Source organism: Bifidobacterium sp. FKU (assembly GCF_026016385.1).
GTDB lineage: Bacteria > Actinomycetota > Actinomycetes > Actinomycetales > Bifidobacteriaceae > Bifidobacterium > Bifidobacterium infantis.
Genome location: NZ_CP092888.1, coordinates 104,615 through 119,587, shown reverse-complemented (window position 1 = coordinate 119,587; position 14,973 = coordinate 104,615). Strand labels below are relative to the sequence as shown.

Sequence of the window (14,973 nt, the reverse complement as noted above, 5' to 3'; positions counted from 1 at the left end):
GCTAGAAAACAGCGATTACAGTTGCCCGACAAAGACGTGGCTCACCCATGAACAACGAAAAAACAATGATGGAGACCTACGTAGGAGGCACTTAGCGAATAGTTCGTGTGGAGTAGGTGGGCGGAGCGATCGGCGTGCCGTTCATTTCGTTGGCCATCTGCATGAGACGCGCGATGCGGTCCTCGGTCGGCGGATGCGTGGAGAACAGGCGTGAGAAGCCGGCCATGGAGAACGGATTGGCGATCATCATCGCGGAAACGGACTGGGTGCCCGCGGTCTTGCGCATCGGCTCGGCCTGCGCGCCATAGGAGATCTTGTTCAGCGCCGAGGCGAGGGCTTCGGGGTCTCCGGTCAGCAGGCTGCCGTCCTCGTCGGCGTCGTATTCACGCGTGCGGGAGATGGCCATCTGAATCAGGGAGGCGGCGATCGGCGCGAGAATCATGCTCAACAACGCGCCGATCAGGCCGAGTCCGCCGGAATCGTTGCGATCATCGCTCCGGTTGTCGCCGAAGTACATCAGGGAGTAGCCCAGGTAGGAGATGACGGTGGCCATGGCGGAGGCGATGGCGGAGGTCAGGATGTCACGGTTGTACACGTGCATAAGTTCGTGGCCCAGCACACCACGCAGTTCACGGGCGTTGAGAATCTGCAGGATGCCTTGGGTGCAGCATACGGCCGCATGCCGTTCGTTGCGTCCGGTGGCGAAGGCGTTCGGACTCATGGTGGGGGCGATGTAGATGCGCGGCATGGGCTTGCCGGCCTTGGCGCTCAGTTCACGCACGATCTGGTAGATTTCCGGGGCTTCCTGTTCGCTGACTTCCCGCGCGCCCATGGAGGCGATGGCGAGTTTGTCGGAGAACCAGTAGGTGCCGAACGTGGTGACCAGTCCGATGACGATATAGACGCCCAACGTCTGCCTGCTGCCGCCCGTGGCCCACCAGATGAGCATGATGACGGCCCACATCAGGGTAAAGAGCAACGTCGTTTTCAGGCCGTTGAAGTGGCCGTGCACCCGTACTTTGGCATCCATACTGCACACACTAAAGTCGCAGGCTGAATGATTGCTGGATATGCGCCAAGCGCAATGTCGAATATTCGCCCGGTCCGCCCGGCCGCGCCCACACGGGGCGCGGGTACGGACGGGTGCCGGACGGCGCGGGCGAACCGTCAGGCGTGGGCGAGCTCGCGCATCTGCTCGGGATCGATGACCTTCTTGTGTTCGCGGCCTTCCTTGGCGCCCTCGGCACGCTCGAAGGCATCGACCTTCTTCCAGCCGGCGAAGTCGATCGGGCGGACGCCGCGCTCGGCCAGCAGTCGGTCGATGGATTCGGGGTCGCGGTCGGCTGCCACACGGCCACCTTCAGCGGCCTTGGCCAGATCCTCGAGCATGTTGGTCACGATGGCGAGCGCGTCGGACTTGGTGGAGCCGATCAGACCGACCGGGCCGCGCTTGGCCCAACCGGTGGCGTACAACCGTTCGCGCACGTCGCCGCCGTCGGCATCGGCGGTGATGCGGCCGTCGCCGTTGGCGTTGGCCAGGTGGGCGCCATGTTCGTCGTAGGCGATGCCGGGGGCTTCGGCGGGCCGGTAGCCGATGGCATGGTAGACGGCCTCGACCGGGTAGTCCGTGAACTCGCCAGTGCGGCGCATCCTGCCATCGGCGCCGGTCTCGGTACGTTCCACGCGGATGGCCTTGACCTTGCCGTCCTCGCCGAGAATCTCGGTGGGGGCGGAGTTGAAGTGCACATAATACCTGCGGTCGGCCGGATTGCCTTCGAAGTCGACGTCGCCATCATCTTCCATGTCTTCGGCCATCTCGCGGATGGCGAACAGCTCCTCGACCATCTGGCGGGTGAGCTTGTCCTTGCCAGCCACCTCGATGGTCTCGTCGTCCAGGTCAAAGTCGTCTTCGTTGATGATGAGCTGCACGCCGGGCAACTTCTCCATCTCGCGCAGTTCCTGCACGCTGAACTTGGCCTGGGCCACGCCACGGCGGATGAACAGGTGGAGCACCTTGGCCTTGTTCTGGCCGATGCCCTCGTACACGTTGTCGGGAATGTCGGTTCTGGCCTTGAGGTCGTCGGCGTCGCGCATGAGCTCGCGGGCCACATCCATGGCCACGTTGCCGCCGCCGATCACGGCGACGTTCTCGGCCGTAAGCGGCCATTCGCGGGCACCGGTGGGGTAACCGTCGTACCATTCGACGAACTTGGCGGCGCCGTACACGCCTTCAAGGTCGGCGCCGGGCAGGTTCAGCGGCTTGTCCTTGACCGCGCCGGTGGCGAACAGCACGGCGTCATAGCGGGCCAGCAGTTCGTCGAGGGTCACGTCCTTGCCGAATTCCACATCGCAGTACAGGTGGATATTCGGGTTGTCGAGCGTCTTCTCAAGCGCGGAGGCGATGAACTTGATGGACGGGTGGTCCGGAGCCACGCCGTAACGCACCAGCCCGAAAGGTACCGGCAGTTTTTCGAACAGGTCGATGCGCGCTTCGGTGCCAAGGCCGAGTCCCTCACCCAACTTCTTGAGCTGGCGCAGGAAGATGTCGGAGGAATAGACGCCGGCCGGCCCGGCGCCGATTACAGCAATGCGGAGTTCAGTATTCACGGATTCAGTCACGCGCTCTAGCCTAGCGCAAAGCCTTCCGTTGCGATAGGGATCATTCGTGGGGATGCGGGCGCATCTCGCCGCCCGGCCGGTTCGCCTCTTGGTCGTGTTCGCGCTTGAGCATGTCGATGATGCGTTCGACGCGCAACAGTGCGGCGGAGAGGTCATCGACCAGTTTCCGGGTCTCGTCAAGGAGCATGTCGACACGCCGTGCACGAGTGTTCGGTTATCTACCGCAGCAATTGCGCGACTTCGGCAAAGAACCCGAAGGCGTCGTCCCCACGGTCGGTGAGCAGACGCACCGCGATCCCCTCGTTCTGGCGGCTCACGCCGATCTCGCCTCTCGGCCCACGATCGTGCGCCAGCGCACGAATCCGTTCGACGAGCTCGTCCTCCGCCGTCATCTGCGTCCGCCTTGATTCCCGGCGGGGAACGTGCAGATAGGCCATGCCGCAGTGGGTGAACTCCCGCCACATGGCCGTATCCGTATACGTGAAGCGGTCCGGTTCCAGCAGCAGGCGGTCGGCGAAGACCAGACGCGGGGCGGATTCCTCCCCGTCGCCACGGGGGCGAGACCGGGGACCGCCCTCCTCGCTCGCCTCGTCCACATAGACGCGAGTGGAGCTGCTGAACCGCCGCATTTTCCACCGCTCCCCCATGCCCACACGACCACAGGTGACCACATCCGCATACATGAATGACGATTGCGCACCGATATGGGCGTTCGTGACGTTCGAGAACACCGAGTGCGCGAACGGGATGACCGGGAACGGCAGGAACACGGCTTTCGCGTTGTCCAGCACCGTCAGGTCGATGGTTCGTTTCGCCTCGCCGTCAGCCGTGTCGAGTACTTTCTCGTAGCTCTGCGTGCGCATCGTCGTATCGGTATCGGCTCCGAACGTGCACTCGATATGCGCCACATCGCCGCCAAGGAAACCGGGGGATGCGAGCATGACCATGCAATCCGTGTGCGCGCCGTCATGAAACGGCGTCATCAGCTTGAATGGCGCCTCGAAATACAGGTCGTCCACTTTGGTGCGCCCATGACGGAACGCCGTGGACATGCGGAATGTGCTTTCCGGCATACGCCCCTCTTACGGTCGTGCGGTGCGTGGTCGTGCGATGGCGTGATTCATGCAGTCACCGCATGTCCTCGAACAAGACCGATTTCCGGATCCATGCGATGACGTCGTCCACGCCTTTGTCGTTCATCAGATCGGTGAAGAGGTACGGTCGGCCGTTACGCATCCTCTCGGAATCGCGCGCCATCACATTCAGATCGGCGTGCACCAGATCCGCGATATCGGTCTTGTTGATGACCAGCAGATCGGAACGCGTCACGCCCGGCCCTCCTTTGCGGGGGATCTTGTCTCCCTCATCGGTGGCGATCACATAGATCGTCGCATCCGCCAGATCGGGGCTGAACGTCGCGGACAGATTGTCTCCGCCGGATTCCACGAAGATGATGTCCACGTCCGGGTGAGACATGGCCATCGCCTCGCACGCCTCCAGATTCATCGAGCAGTCCTCGCGAATGGCGGTGTGCGGGCATCCCCCGGTCTCCACACCCACGATCCGGTCCTCGGGCAGGCGCGAATTGGCGATCAGGAATTCGGCGTCTTCCTTCGTGTAGATGTCGTTCGTCACGACGCATATCGAATAATCGTCGGCCATCTTGCGGGTCAGCCGCTCGATCAGAGCGGTCTTGCCGGAGCCAACGGGTCCCGCCACGCCGATTCTCACATAACTCATGATGTTCCTTTCTTTCAACACTGTGGTATCGTGTTCCGTCTGCTCAGCTCATGTACAACCGTGAGTACAACGTTTCGTGCTGCATGGCCGCGATGTCGATGTACGCCCCGGATACACCCAGGTCATCGGGAGTGAGCGTGAACGCCAGATCGACCGCGGCGACGATTTCGGGAAACGCACGACTGAGCGCCACCTGCCCTGCATATTGGCTGATCGGCACGGCTTTGACCGCGCAGACGGTGAGTGCGCTGAGCAGCGAGTAGCAATAGGTGACGGCCGCGTCCCGCAGCGACGCCGCCTTGTCGGCGGCATACAGACCCATGGCTATCGAGTGCATGCCGAAACAGGTTCCCGAATCCACGAGTCGCTTGTACCGGTCGACGTGTGGAATGGTGCGCGGACGGGCGGCGCCTCCCCGTTTGGACGCCTCCCCGCGGTCGACGCCATGCCCGCGCCTTGAATCGACGGGCTGCAACGGTTGGGCCTCCATCTGATCGACGAGTTTGATCATGCGCATGCACATGCGGTTCTGCCCCTCACGAATCTCCCTCGCCGACTGCAAGGCCACGCACAATGCGTCGAGCTCGGCGAGTCCGTTCACGAAACCGGCGTCATCGGGGTCGCGGCCCGCGGCCATCTTGCCCGCGATCACCATCTGCCCGATCTCGCGGTATGCGGCAACCTCCACATAGTCTTTCAGATATTGCTCGAAATCAGCCGAGGACCGCAGCAGGTCGCGTTGCACGAAGGTCTCCATGCCGTTCGACAAGGCGAATGCGCCGACGGGAAAAACACTGTCGCACACCTGCAGCATCGCAAGATGACGCAGGGCGCATTCATCAGCCGGGGAGCCGGCATGGGGCATCGTGTGTTCCTTCATGTGTACGGACGGCATCAGTGCATATGCCAGGTTTGGCCGTGATCGTGCGAATGCATGCCGTCGGCGCGATGCAATACGCCGTTGACTTCGTATTCGCTGTTCTCGTGGTGATGTTCGCCGACGGCATGGGCGTGGGGCTCATGCCGTTCGGCCTCCTGCTCTTCTTCGGCCAGATCGCCGGTGGTTTTGTTCGTGCCCGGAACGATGGTGCCGGCGCCGGCATGCGCTTTGACGATGAGGAATCCGTCGAATCCGCCCTCGATGACGCGCGGATCGAATCCGATCTTCTTCGTGTATTCCATGGTCGGATGGTCGTATGGCACCAGCACGCGGTCGTCCTCCACCTTCAGGCTGAGATGGCGGTTGCCCAGTTCGAAGCACAGACGCCCCATCTCCTTCATGGAATGCACCGGAATCTCGATGAGCTGCGCGGTGCGGATACGGGCGAAATAGCGTTTGTCGGCGGTTTCGGCGAGCACATCGCCGTCTGCGATGGTGGCGCCGACCGCGACGCCGAACTCGGTGCCGTCGGCGGCGACTTTGCGCATGCGCTTCTTATCGGCCTCGAACCATTCGAATTCGATCGGAACGTTCAGCTTGCCGTCGGAGAATGTGTCCGAAATGATGTTGCCGGAGATGCGGTTGGCGATCATGAGCCTGCTGCCGCCTTTCGTTTGCATTGCCTGTGATGGTCACGCAGAACGCTAGACGCTGAAAAGGGCGGGCATGTAAACACGGGGAAACGATTCGGCAACGAGGCCCTCCTTTCCGGTGGGCGGGTGCCCGCGCCCTCACGCATGGCGGCGCGGGCACCCGTTCTTCGGCGTCTAGAACAGGAAGTACCGCTGCGCCAACGGCAGTTCCGCCACCGGTTCGCTGTGGATCGGCTCGCCGTCGACGCTCACTTGGAACGTCTCGGGGTTGACCTGAATATCCGCGATGGTGTCATTGAACTTCAGATCCTTCTTACCGATGCCACGGCAGTGGCGCACCGGAAGCACCTGCCGTTCGAGACCGAGCCGGCCGGCGATGTCGTCGTCATGGGCGGCCTGCGAGACGAATGTGGCGCATGAGGAGCCCAAGGCCTTGCCCATCGCGCCGAACATGTCGCGGTACAGCACCGGCTCGGGAGTAGGTATGGACGCATTCGCGTCGCCCATACGCGCATGGAGGATCGATCCTCCCTTGATGATCATCTCCGGTTTGGCGCCGAACAGCGCCGGCTGCCAAAGCACCAGATCGGCCATTTTCCCGACTTCGACGGAACCGACGTAGTCGGAGATGCCGTGCGTGATGGCCGGATTGATGGTGTATTTCGACACGTACCGCTTCACACGGAAATTGTCGTTGCGGTTGTCGTCGTGCGCATCCTCGGGGAGCGGGCCGCGTTGCTTTTTCATCTTGTCGGCCGTCTGCCAGGTACGGGTGATGACCTCACCGACCCGTCCCATGGCCTGCGAGTCCGAACTCATCATGGAGATCAGCCCAAGGTCATGAAGCACATCCTCGGCCCCGATGGTCTCGGGGCGAATACGCGAATCGGCGAAGGCGATGTCTTCCGGCACATTGCGGTCAAGATGATGCGTGACCATCATCATGTCGAGATGTTCATCGATGGTGTTACGGGTGAACGGCATGGTCGGGTTTGTGGAGCTCGGGAGCACGTTGGGGAAACTGGCCGCGCGGATGATGTCGGGCGCGTGGCCGCCGCCCGCCCCTTCGGTGTGATAGGTGTGGATGGTCCGGCCCTTGAATGCGGCGATGGTGTCTTCGACGCATCCTCCCTCATTCAGGGTGTCCGTATGGATGGCCACCTGCACGTCCATGTCGTCGGCGACACCGAGGCATGTGTCGATGACGGCCGGGGTCGCGCCCCAATCCTCGTGGATCTTCAATCCGGCCGCTCCCGCACGAATCTGCTCGCGCAATGGTTCCGGCGACGACCCGTTGCCTTTGCCCAGATACGCGACGTTCACCGGCATGGCTTCGGCGGCTTCGATCATGCGGGCGATGTGGAACGCGCCCGGCGAGCATGTGGTGGCGTTGGTGCCGTCAGCCGGCCCGGTGCCGCCGCCGACCATGGTGGTGACGCCGCCGGCAAGAGCCGTGCGGACTTGTTGCGGCGCGATGAAGTGAATATGGGTGTCGATGCCGCCGGCGGTGAGGATGAGCCCTTCACCGGCGATTGCCTCCGTGCACGCGCCGACTGCAAGACCCGGGGTCACCCCGTCCATGGTCTGCGGGTTGCCGGCCTTGCCGATCGCGCTGATCTTCCCATCCTTGATGCCGATATCCGCTTTGTAGATGCCGGTGTAATCGACGACGAGCGCGTTGGTGATGACCGTGTCCGGCGATTCGGAGTCCTTCTGGACGGATGACTGCCCCATGCCGTCCCGGAAGGATTTTCCGCCGCCGAATTTCAATTCGTCGCCATAACGCGCGTAATCCTTCTCGACCTCGATCAACAGACCCGTATCCCCCAAGCGCACCCGATCGCCGGTGGTCGGCCCGAACATGCCCGCATAGTCGCTTCTGGTGATGGTTCTCATGTTCAGTCCTCCGTTTCCTCATCGAAGCCGAGGAAACCCTGCTCCTTGGCTCTGGCGAACGCCGCCTCGCGCACCTTGGGATCGTCGAGCCTTCCTTCGGTCAGCGCGTTGAAGCCGTGCATTTCACGGCTGCCCCTGAAATCGACGAGTTCGACCCTGTGGGATTCACCGGGTTCGAAGCGCACGGCGGTGCCGGCCGCGATGTCAAGATGCTTCCCGTATGCGGCCTTGCGATCGAATCTCAGATACTTGTTGACCTCGAAGAAGTGGAAGTGGGAACCGACCTGAATCGGGCGATCCGCGGTATTGGTCACATCAAGCGCGATGGGCTCGCTGTCTGGATTGAGCTCGATATCGTCATCGGCGAGAATATATTCACCCGGCTTGAGCTCCTCGGTCGTCTCGATGGGGTCATGGATGGAGACCAGTTTGGTGCCGTCCGGGAAGGTGGCCTCCACCTCCACTTCGGAGATCATCTCGGCGACACCGGGCATGACGTCATCCGCGGATACGATGGTGCGCCCATAGTGCATGAGCTCCGCCACGGTCCTGCCTTCGCGGGCGCGTTCCATCACCTCCGAACTGATGAGCGCTATCGCCTCGGCGTAGTTGAGCTTCACTCCCCTGCCCCTTCGCTCCTTGGCCAACTCCCCCGCCAGATGGAGGAGCAGCTTGTCGGTTTCCCTTGGCGTCAGTCTCATATTCGACCCCTTGTCGTTGATTGCCTCACAGTGTTGCCGTTGCGTGTGCGCGGGAGGATTCCCCTCGCCCGCACGTCGATGATGCCGCGGATCGCGTGGCAGCGATGGTCACGCCCAATGCTGCTCGACCTTGCCGTATTTCCAGATCAGTACCGAGACGAGCCAGAAACCGATGAACAGCACGACCATCGCATAACCGAGGTAATTGAAGTCGATTCCCTGCACCCAGTTCCAGAATCCGCTCCGAAGATTCATGGCCGTGGCGATGACCTGCAACAGTTCGACCACGCCGATCATCACCGCGGCAAGCACCGAAGCGGAGGTGATGGTCAGGTTGTAGTAGACCTTGCGCACCGGCGTGTCGAAGGCCCACTCGTATGCGCTGGACATCATCACCGAATCCGTGGTGTCCATGAGATTCATGCCCGCAGCGAACAGTATCGGAAGGCAAAGCGTGCCGTACAGCGGGATGTTCGACTGCGTGGCGCCGGCCGACATGGCCAGCAACGCGACTTCGGTGGCGGTGTCGAATCCGAGTCCGAAGAGCAACCCTATCGGATACACATGCCAGCTTCTGGTCACGAAGGCGAAAAGCCTGCCGAAGATTCTGTTGATGAAACCTCGCGAGTCGAGCATCGCGCTGAACGCGTTGTCGTCGTAATCCTTGCGATGGCCTTTCATGGAGCGGAAGACCCGGACCATGTCCACAAGCACGACCGCGTTGAACACCGCGGTGAGAATCAGGAACATCCCGGAAACCGTGGCGCCGACGTATCCGCCGATCTGCTGGAACACGGCCATATGCGCCTGAGCCCACTTGGACGACAATCCCAGAAGCAACGCCATGAGGAACACGATGGTCGAATGACCCAAAGAGAAGAAGAATCCGACGCCGTTCGGGTTTCTTTTCAGCTGGATAAGCTTGCGCACGGTATTGTCGATCGCCGCGATGTGATCCGCATCGAACGCGTGGCGCAAACCCAACGTGTAGGCGAGCATTCCCAGCCCAAACAGCACGGGAGCCGTTCCGGCCGCCATGAGCAGCATGCCGATGCCCAGAATATGCAGCATCGCCGTTCCCATATAGTACGGCAATCCCGCCTTCACGATTCGTCGCAGACCTTTCACCAACACTCTCCTTGCAGGTCATGGGAACCGGAATCGGGCACCGCGCGCCGACCCGTCCATCCGTGAATCCGTTATGGGCGCAACCATAGGGATCGCGTATTACGGCACGGCTACGGCCATGTTTCCGCGAATCATGGCCGAAGCCGCGACCGGCACGTCAGACGCGCATGACGTCCTTCGCCTCCCCGACCGCGCCGACGCCGCCATCTCCGGCGCCGATGAATCGGCCTGCGGCGAGAACATAGTAGCGATCCGCACGTTCGACCGCGAATTGCACTTTCTGTTCGACGAGCATCACGGCGATGCCCTTGTCTTCGGCCATCGAACGGATGGACCGTTGGATTTCCGCCACGATATTCGGCTGGATGCCTTCCGTGGGTTCGTCCAGAATCATCAGTTTCGGTCTGGTGATCAACGCCCTGGCAATGGATAGCTGCTGGCGCTGGCCGCCGGAGAGAAGACCGGCACGACGGTCGGCGAACTCCCTCAGCACGGGGAACGCCTCCATCGCTTCGTCATACCGGCTCTGTGCTTCGGCGCCGTAACGGTCGGCGACCACGCGCAGATTCTCGTCCACGGTCATTTGCCCAAAGGATTGCTGGCCTTGCGGAACAAACGCCATGCCCATGCGGATGCGTTTGTTCGGCGCGACGCGAGTGACATCCACGCCATCGAAGGTGATCGACCCACCGGTCGCCGGGAGCAGACCGACCACCGATTTCAACAGGGTGGTCTTCCCGGCGCCGTTGTTGCCGACGATGCTCACCCACTCACCGGGGCGGACGGACACATCGATGTCGTTGACCACGGACACCTTGCCATAGCCCGTTCGCAATCCCCTGATCTCCAACATGTTCTCTGCCATCATCGATCTTCTCCTCCGCCAAGGTAGATTCTGACCACTTCCTCGTTGTTCTGGATGTCCTCGACGCTGCCTTCGGCGAGGATCCGCCCCTGATTGAGCACGGTGACCGAGTCGGCGAATTGACGCATGAAATCCATATCGTGTTCGACGATGACGACCGTGCGATTGCGGCTGATGCGCGTGAGCAGTTCACCGGTGGCCTGACGTTCCGCCGGCGTCATGCCGGCGACCGGTTCATCGAGAAGAAGCAGACGCGCGTCCTGCACGAGCAGCATGCCGATCTCCAGCCACTGCTTCTTGCCGTGCGGCAGAATACCCGCCGTCTTATCCGCATCGCCGACGAGACCGCACACTTCCATGATGCTCTGGATGTTGCGCGACGCTCCCTCGGTTCTTCTGAATAATTCCGACGTCTTCTTGTGCAGGCCTTCGGCGAGCTGCAGATTCTGCAGCACGGACAGCTCTTCCACGACGGAGGCCGTCTGGAAGGTGCGGCCGACCCCCAGCCGGACGATGTCGTTCGGCTTGCGTCCGATAAGCTCCTCCCCTCCGAACATGGCCGAGCCTGTGGCCGGCACCAGTCCGGTGATGGCATCGATGATCGTGGTTTTCCCGGCGCCGTTCGGACCGATCAGGAACCTCAGATCACCGTGCATGACGGTCAGGTCGATATCCTTGACCGCCACGAACCCGTCGAATTCAACATGCAATCCACGGATTTCGAGGTAGTCGTTCCATTGGCCGCCCTGAGCGTCCAAAGTCGCGAGCTGGCTCGCAAGCTCCTGGCGCTCTCTGGCGATCTCGGCCTTCATCCTGGCGGCCTCATCGCGGAAGCGTCTGGCTTCATCGCGCATCCGGCGCATCTCATCGCGCAGCTGATCCAGCTCGGCACCCTCGGTCTTGTTTTCGTCGCTCATGCGTTCACCGCCTTTGTGGTTGTTGCCGCCTCGTTCGGCACCGTGGCCTTCACGCTATCATGGCCGAGCCTTCCGGCCAGCCATGGACGGAAGTTCCTGATCTGGCCAAGGCCCATCGGGGCGAAGGCGATGACCAGGATGAAGATCGCGCCTTCGACGTACGTCCAAACGGACGGGCAGGCCTCGGAGAGCTGCGTTTCGGCGAATCGAATGATCAGCGTGCCGATGACCGGACCAAGCAGGGTGCTTCTTCCCCCGATCACCACGCCGGCAAGCATCATGATGGATGGAATCACATCGATGTCGGAGGGGGAGATGATGCCGACGACCGGTACGAACATGGCGCCGCCGATGCCCGCGAACACGGCCGCGAGGGAGAACGTGAACACTTTGATGGAAGCGGGATTGTAGCCGAGGAACTTCATGCGGTTCTCCTGGTCCCGCACGCCGATGATGAGCTCGCCCATGAATGAATGACGAATCCAATCGGCGATGAGCACCATGCCCAGCACGCAGAACGCGCAAATGTAGTAGATCATCCTTTTGTTGGCCGGGTCGGTCAAATCGTAGCCGAAGAAACCGGAGAAGTCGTTCAGGCCATTGGTGCCGCCCGTGGTCTTGGACTGGCCAACAAGCAGCACGGCGAACGCGGCGACCAACGCTTGGGAAAGGATCGCGAAGTAGGCGCCACGCACGCCTCTGCCGAACACGGCCCAACCGAGGGCCGCCGCAACGGCGCCCGGCACCACGGCGACGCCGATGATGGTGACGACCGGATTGCGGAAAAGCTCCCAGAATCCGGGAAGTCTGTCGATGCCGTACTGTGCCATGAAGTCGGGAACCGCGTCTGGACCGAGTTCTTCGATCTTCAGGTGGATGGCCATCACATAGGCGCCGAGTCCGAAGAACAGTCCCTGGCCCAAGGTCAGCATGCCTCCCTGCCCCCATGCCAGGCCAATGCCGACCGCGACCATCGCGTAACACAGGTATTTGGACAACAGCCCCAGACTGTACGCGCTCATGACCGTCGGCGCGAGGATGATCAACGCGACGGCGGCGATGGAACCGATCCATGAACGGTACTTGGTGACGAATGCGGCAACAGATCCCATAACATGCACTCCCTTCTTGCCTTATGCCAGATTCCTGGAACGGACCGAGACCAGACCTTGAGGACGGAACTGCAGGAAGATCACCACGATCAGGAAAATGGACATCTGCGCGATGGACGACGAGGTCGGCAACTCGATCGCGGACTGGCACAGGCCAAGCGCGAAGGATGCGATGACGGCGCCCTTGAGCTGTCCGACGCCTCCGGCGACGACCACAAGGAACGCCTGCACGATGAACGAGGTGCCGAAGTTATAGCTGATGGAGTTGAGCAGGCTCAAAGCCACACCGGCGATACCGGCGATACCGGATCCGATGAAGAAGGTCAGGTGATCCACCGTTGCGGTGGAGATTCCGGAGACCTCGGCAAGATCGCGGTTTTCGGCGGTCGCACGGATACGGCGTCCCAGCGGCGTGAACTTCAGCACCGCGTACAATGCGGCCACGCACACCACCGACACCACGAAGATGAACAGCCTCGATGCCGGGAAATCGTACCCGAACAACGTGACCGGCTCGGTCAGCGCTTCCGGCGCTTGGGCATAGACGCCCGTGGAGCCGAAGATGTCTCGCGCCACCTGCTGCAGCACCAGCGAAACGCCGAATGTGACCAGCAACGTGTCCAAAGGACGGGTGCGCATACGCGAAAGCAGCAGCACGTCCAGCAGCAGGCCGAGCAGACCCGCGACCACGAAACCGGCGACCAGCGCGAGGCCCAGTGCAAGCGTCTTGCTGGCGAAGACCGTGCTCATGACGTACGCCGTGTACGCACCGGCCATCATGAATTCGCCATGCGCGTTGTTGATCACGCCCATCTGCCCGAAGGTCAACGACAGACCGAGCGCCGCCAGAAGCAGTATCGAGCCATTGGACAATCCCGCGACCAGCTGCGGTACAAGCATGTTCATCCCTCTATCTCCTTTTATTCACTTGGACGAATCCGAACCCGGGCTCTGCAGGCTCCCGGCCCACGCATACGCCTTGAGATACGAATCGGGCCTGCTGGGACCATATCGAGCCGCTTGGTAGTCCCTCGACAATCCGCGGTGCAAGCATGTTCATCCCTCCTTCTCCCTTCACTCACTTGGACGAATCCGAACCCGGGCTCTGCAGGCTCCCGGCCCACGCATACGCCTTGAGATACGGATCGGGCCTGATGGGGCCATCGGACTTCCACACGGTGTGGATCAGGCGATCATCGCCGATCCGGCCGATATACGACGTCTTGTAAATGTGGTGGTTTTCGCCATCGACGGTGACCTTGCCTTCGGGGGCATCGAACGTGATGCCGTCGGCGGCGCGTTTGACGTCATCCACGGCGAAACTCTTCGCCTTCTCGACCATCTCCTTCCACAGGTACACGGAGGTGTAGGCGGATTCCATCGGGTCCGAGGTCGGTCTGTCATGCCCGTACCTGGCTTTGAAATCCTTCACGAAAGTCCTGTTTTCCTCGTCGCCCAAAGTCTGGTAGTAGTTCCATGCGGTCAACTGGCCTTTGACGTTGTCCGAGCCGATCGAGGCGACTTCTTCTTCCGCGATGGACATGGAGATGACGGGAAGACTGTCCGCCTGCAGACCCGACGCCTTGTATTCCTTGAAGAACGCGACGTTGGAATCACCGTTCAGCGTGTTGACCACGGCGTCAGCCCCCGAGGCCTTGAGCTTATTGACGATGGTGCTGAAGTCCGTGGCACCCATCGGCGTGTATTCCTCTCCGACGATCTGCATGCCATTGTGTTTCGCATAGGCGCGCACGATGCGGTTCGCGGTTTGGGGGAACACATAATCGGATCCCACAAGGAACAGCCTTCTGCGGCCTTGCTCCTTGAGATAGTCGAGAGCGGGAACGATCTGCTGGTTCGGCGCCGCACCCGTATAGAAGATATTGGGGCTGGCCTCCATGCCTTCATACTGCAGCGGATAGAACAGCAGCGCGTCGTCTGCTTCGAACACCGGCTTCATGGCTTTGCGGGACGCGGAGGTCCATCCGCCGAACACCGCCGCCACGCAGTTCTTTTCGATCAAGGTCTTGGCTTTCTCCGCGAACACCGCCGGTTCGGACTTGCCGTCCTGTTGCACGACTTCCAATTTCTTGCCGAGCACACCACCCTTGGCGTTGATCTCATCGACCGCCATATGCAGCGAATCGGACACGGTCTTCTCGGAGAGGGCCATGGTGCCGCTCAGCGAGTTCACGAAACCGATGGCGATGCTCTTTGCGCTGGTATCCACACAGCTTTGCGCAGGAGTGCCGGAGCCATCGGATTCCATGGCCTTTCTGTCGGCCACGGTGCGGCCCCAGCCACAGCCGCTGGTCAAGGCGACCACCGCGGCGAGCACCATAGCGGCCGCGACCGGTCGCATCATTCCCAACTTCGCCATACGCTTGTTCCTCTCTCGCACGACGCTCAAGCAGTTACATGCCCATTTATCCCAACCCCTTTCGCGCGTCGTGTTGCCCTTG

Annotated in this window: 15 protein-coding genes; all 15 read right to left on the bottom strand. The window is 61.5% G+C overall.

Going from position 1 to position 14,973, the window contains the following annotated elements; translation table 11 throughout:
* Positions 1-91: 91 nt before the first annotated feature.
* Complete coding sequence (htpX, locus tag MMB48_RS00530; protein WP_032745049.1) at positions 92-1,030, bottom strand: zinc metalloprotease HtpX; 939 nt, start codon at positions 1,028-1,030, stop codon at positions 92-94.
* 137 nt (positions 1,031-1,167) lie between these two features.
* Entirely contained in the window at positions 1,168-2,619 is a 1,452-nt protein-coding gene (locus tag MMB48_RS00525) for an FAD-dependent oxidoreductase (RefSeq protein WP_032745051.1), read from the bottom strand.
* A 40-nt stretch (positions 2,620-2,659) separates the two neighbouring features.
* Entirely contained in the window at positions 2,660-2,806 is a 147-nt protein-coding gene (locus MMB48_RS00520) for a hypothetical protein (RefSeq protein WP_155270638.1), read from the bottom strand.
* A gap of 31 nt (positions 2,807-2,837) precedes the next feature.
* Positions 2,838-3,692, bottom strand: coding sequence for an urease accessory protein UreD (locus MMB48_RS00515; RefSeq protein WP_032745052.1), 855 nt, complete (start codon positions 3,690-3,692; stop codon positions 2,838-2,840).
* A gap of 55 nt (positions 3,693-3,747) precedes the next feature.
* The gene (gene ureG / locus MMB48_RS00510; RefSeq protein ID WP_032745053.1) at positions 3,748-4,359 is read right to left on the bottom strand and encodes an urease accessory protein UreG; all 612 of its coding nucleotides are present in this window, start codon (positions 4,357-4,359) and stop codon (positions 3,748-3,750) included.
* Between the two features lie 43 nt (positions 4,360-4,402).
* A complete protein-coding gene (locus tag MMB48_RS00505) occupies positions 4,403-5,224 on the bottom strand; it encodes an urease accessory protein UreF (RefSeq protein ID WP_032745054.1) in 822 nt (273 codons plus the stop codon).
* 29 nt (positions 5,225-5,253) lie between these two features.
* Complete coding sequence (locus MMB48_RS00500; RefSeq protein WP_234883725.1) at positions 5,254-5,892, bottom strand: urease accessory protein UreE; 639 nt, start codon at positions 5,890-5,892, stop codon at positions 5,254-5,256.
* Positions 5,893-6,066: 174 nt separating this feature from the next.
* The gene (ureC, locus tag MMB48_RS00495; RefSeq protein WP_032745056.1) at positions 6,067-7,788 is read right to left on the bottom strand and encodes an urease subunit alpha; all 1,722 of its coding nucleotides are present in this window, start codon (positions 7,786-7,788) and stop codon (positions 6,067-6,069) included.
* Positions 7,789-7,790: 2 nt separating this feature from the next.
* Positions 7,791-8,489 (bottom strand): urease subunit gamma, encoded by a 699-nt coding sequence (ureA, locus tag MMB48_RS00490; protein WP_032745057.1) that lies wholly within the window; start codon positions 8,487-8,489, stop codon positions 7,791-7,793.
* A 108-nt stretch (positions 8,490-8,597) separates the two neighbouring features.
* Complete coding sequence (locus MMB48_RS00485) at positions 8,598-9,617, bottom strand: HoxN/HupN/NixA family nickel/cobalt transporter (RefSeq protein WP_014484490.1); 1,020 nt, start codon at positions 9,615-9,617, stop codon at positions 8,598-8,600.
* A gap of 157 nt (positions 9,618-9,774) precedes the next feature.
* A complete protein-coding gene (locus tag MMB48_RS00480; protein ID WP_080714886.1) occupies positions 9,775-10,485 on the bottom strand; it encodes an ATP-binding cassette domain-containing protein in 711 nt (236 codons plus the stop codon).
* Complete coding sequence (gene urtD, locus MMB48_RS00475; RefSeq protein ID WP_172664368.1) at positions 10,482-11,399, bottom strand: urea ABC transporter ATP-binding protein UrtD; 918 nt, start codon at positions 11,397-11,399, stop codon at positions 10,482-10,484. The genes MMB48_RS00480 and urtD overlap by 4 nt, the downstream gene beginning before the upstream one ends.
* Positions 11,396-12,511, bottom strand: a complete 1,116-nt coding sequence (urtC, locus tag MMB48_RS00470) for an urea ABC transporter permease subunit UrtC (RefSeq protein ID WP_032745059.1) — start codon at positions 12,509-12,511, stop codon at positions 11,396-11,398. The genes urtD and urtC overlap by 4 nt, the downstream gene beginning before the upstream one ends.
* 21 nt (positions 12,512-12,532) lie before the next feature.
* Positions 12,533-13,417: an urea ABC transporter permease subunit UrtB gene (gene urtB / locus MMB48_RS00465; protein ID WP_032745061.1), complete on the bottom strand. Its 885-nt coding sequence runs from the start codon at positions 13,415-13,417 to the stop codon at positions 12,533-12,535.
* 172 nt (positions 13,418-13,589) lie between these two features.
* A complete protein-coding gene (gene urtA / locus MMB48_RS00460) occupies positions 13,590-14,891 on the bottom strand; it encodes an urea ABC transporter substrate-binding protein (protein ID WP_080714887.1) in 1,302 nt (433 codons plus the stop codon).
* Positions 14,892-14,973: the final 82 nt, after the last annotated feature.

What these genes read in the sequence shown, in the direction of transcription:
- htpX (WP_032745049.1), bottom strand. Translation starts at nt 1,030, where the DNA reads ATGGATGCCAAAGTACGGGTGCACGGCCACTTCAACGGCCTGAAAACG.
- MMB48_RS00520 (WP_155270638.1), bottom strand. Translation starts at nt 2,806, where the DNA reads ATGCTCCTTGACGAGACCCGGAAACTGGTCGATGACCTCTCCGCCGCA.
- MMB48_RS00515 (WP_032745052.1), bottom strand. Translation starts at nt 3,692, where the DNA reads ATGCCGGAAAGCACATTCCGCATGTCCACGGCGTTCCGTCATGGGCGC.
- ureG (WP_032745053.1), bottom strand. Translation starts at nt 4,359, where the DNA reads ATGAGTTATGTGAGAATCGGCGTGGCGGGACCCGTTGGCTCCGGCAAG.
- MMB48_RS00505 (WP_032745054.1), bottom strand. Translation starts at nt 5,224, where the DNA reads ATGCCCCATGCCGGCTCCCCGGCTGATGAATGCGCCCTGCGTCATCTT.
- MMB48_RS00500 (WP_234883725.1), bottom strand. Translation starts at nt 5,892, where the DNA reads ATGATCGCCAACCGCATCTCCGGCAACATCATTTCGGACACATTCTCC.
- ureC (WP_032745056.1), bottom strand. Translation starts at nt 7,788, where the DNA reads ATGAGAACCATCACCAGAAGCGACTATGCGGGCATGTTCGGGCCGACC.
- ureA (WP_032745057.1), bottom strand. Translation starts at nt 8,489, where the DNA reads ATGAGACTGACGCCAAGGGAAACCGACAAGCTGCTCCTCCATCTGGCG.
- MMB48_RS00480 (WP_080714886.1), bottom strand. Translation starts at nt 10,485, where the DNA reads ATGATGGCAGAGAACATGTTGGAGATCAGGGGATTGCGAACGGGCTAT.
- urtD (WP_172664368.1), bottom strand. Translation starts at nt 11,399, where the DNA reads ATGAGCGACGAAAACAAGACCGAGGGTGCCGAGCTGGATCAGCTGCGC.
- urtC (WP_032745059.1), bottom strand. Translation starts at nt 12,511, where the DNA reads ATGGGATCTGTTGCCGCATTCGTCACCAAGTACCGTTCATGGATCGGT.
- urtB (WP_032745061.1), bottom strand. Translation starts at nt 13,417, where the DNA reads ATGAACATGCTTGTACCGCAGCTGGTCGCGGGATTGTCCAATGGCTCG.
- urtA (WP_080714887.1), bottom strand. Translation starts at nt 14,891, where the DNA reads ATGGCGAAGTTGGGAATGATGCGACCGGTCGCGGCCGCTATGGTGCTC.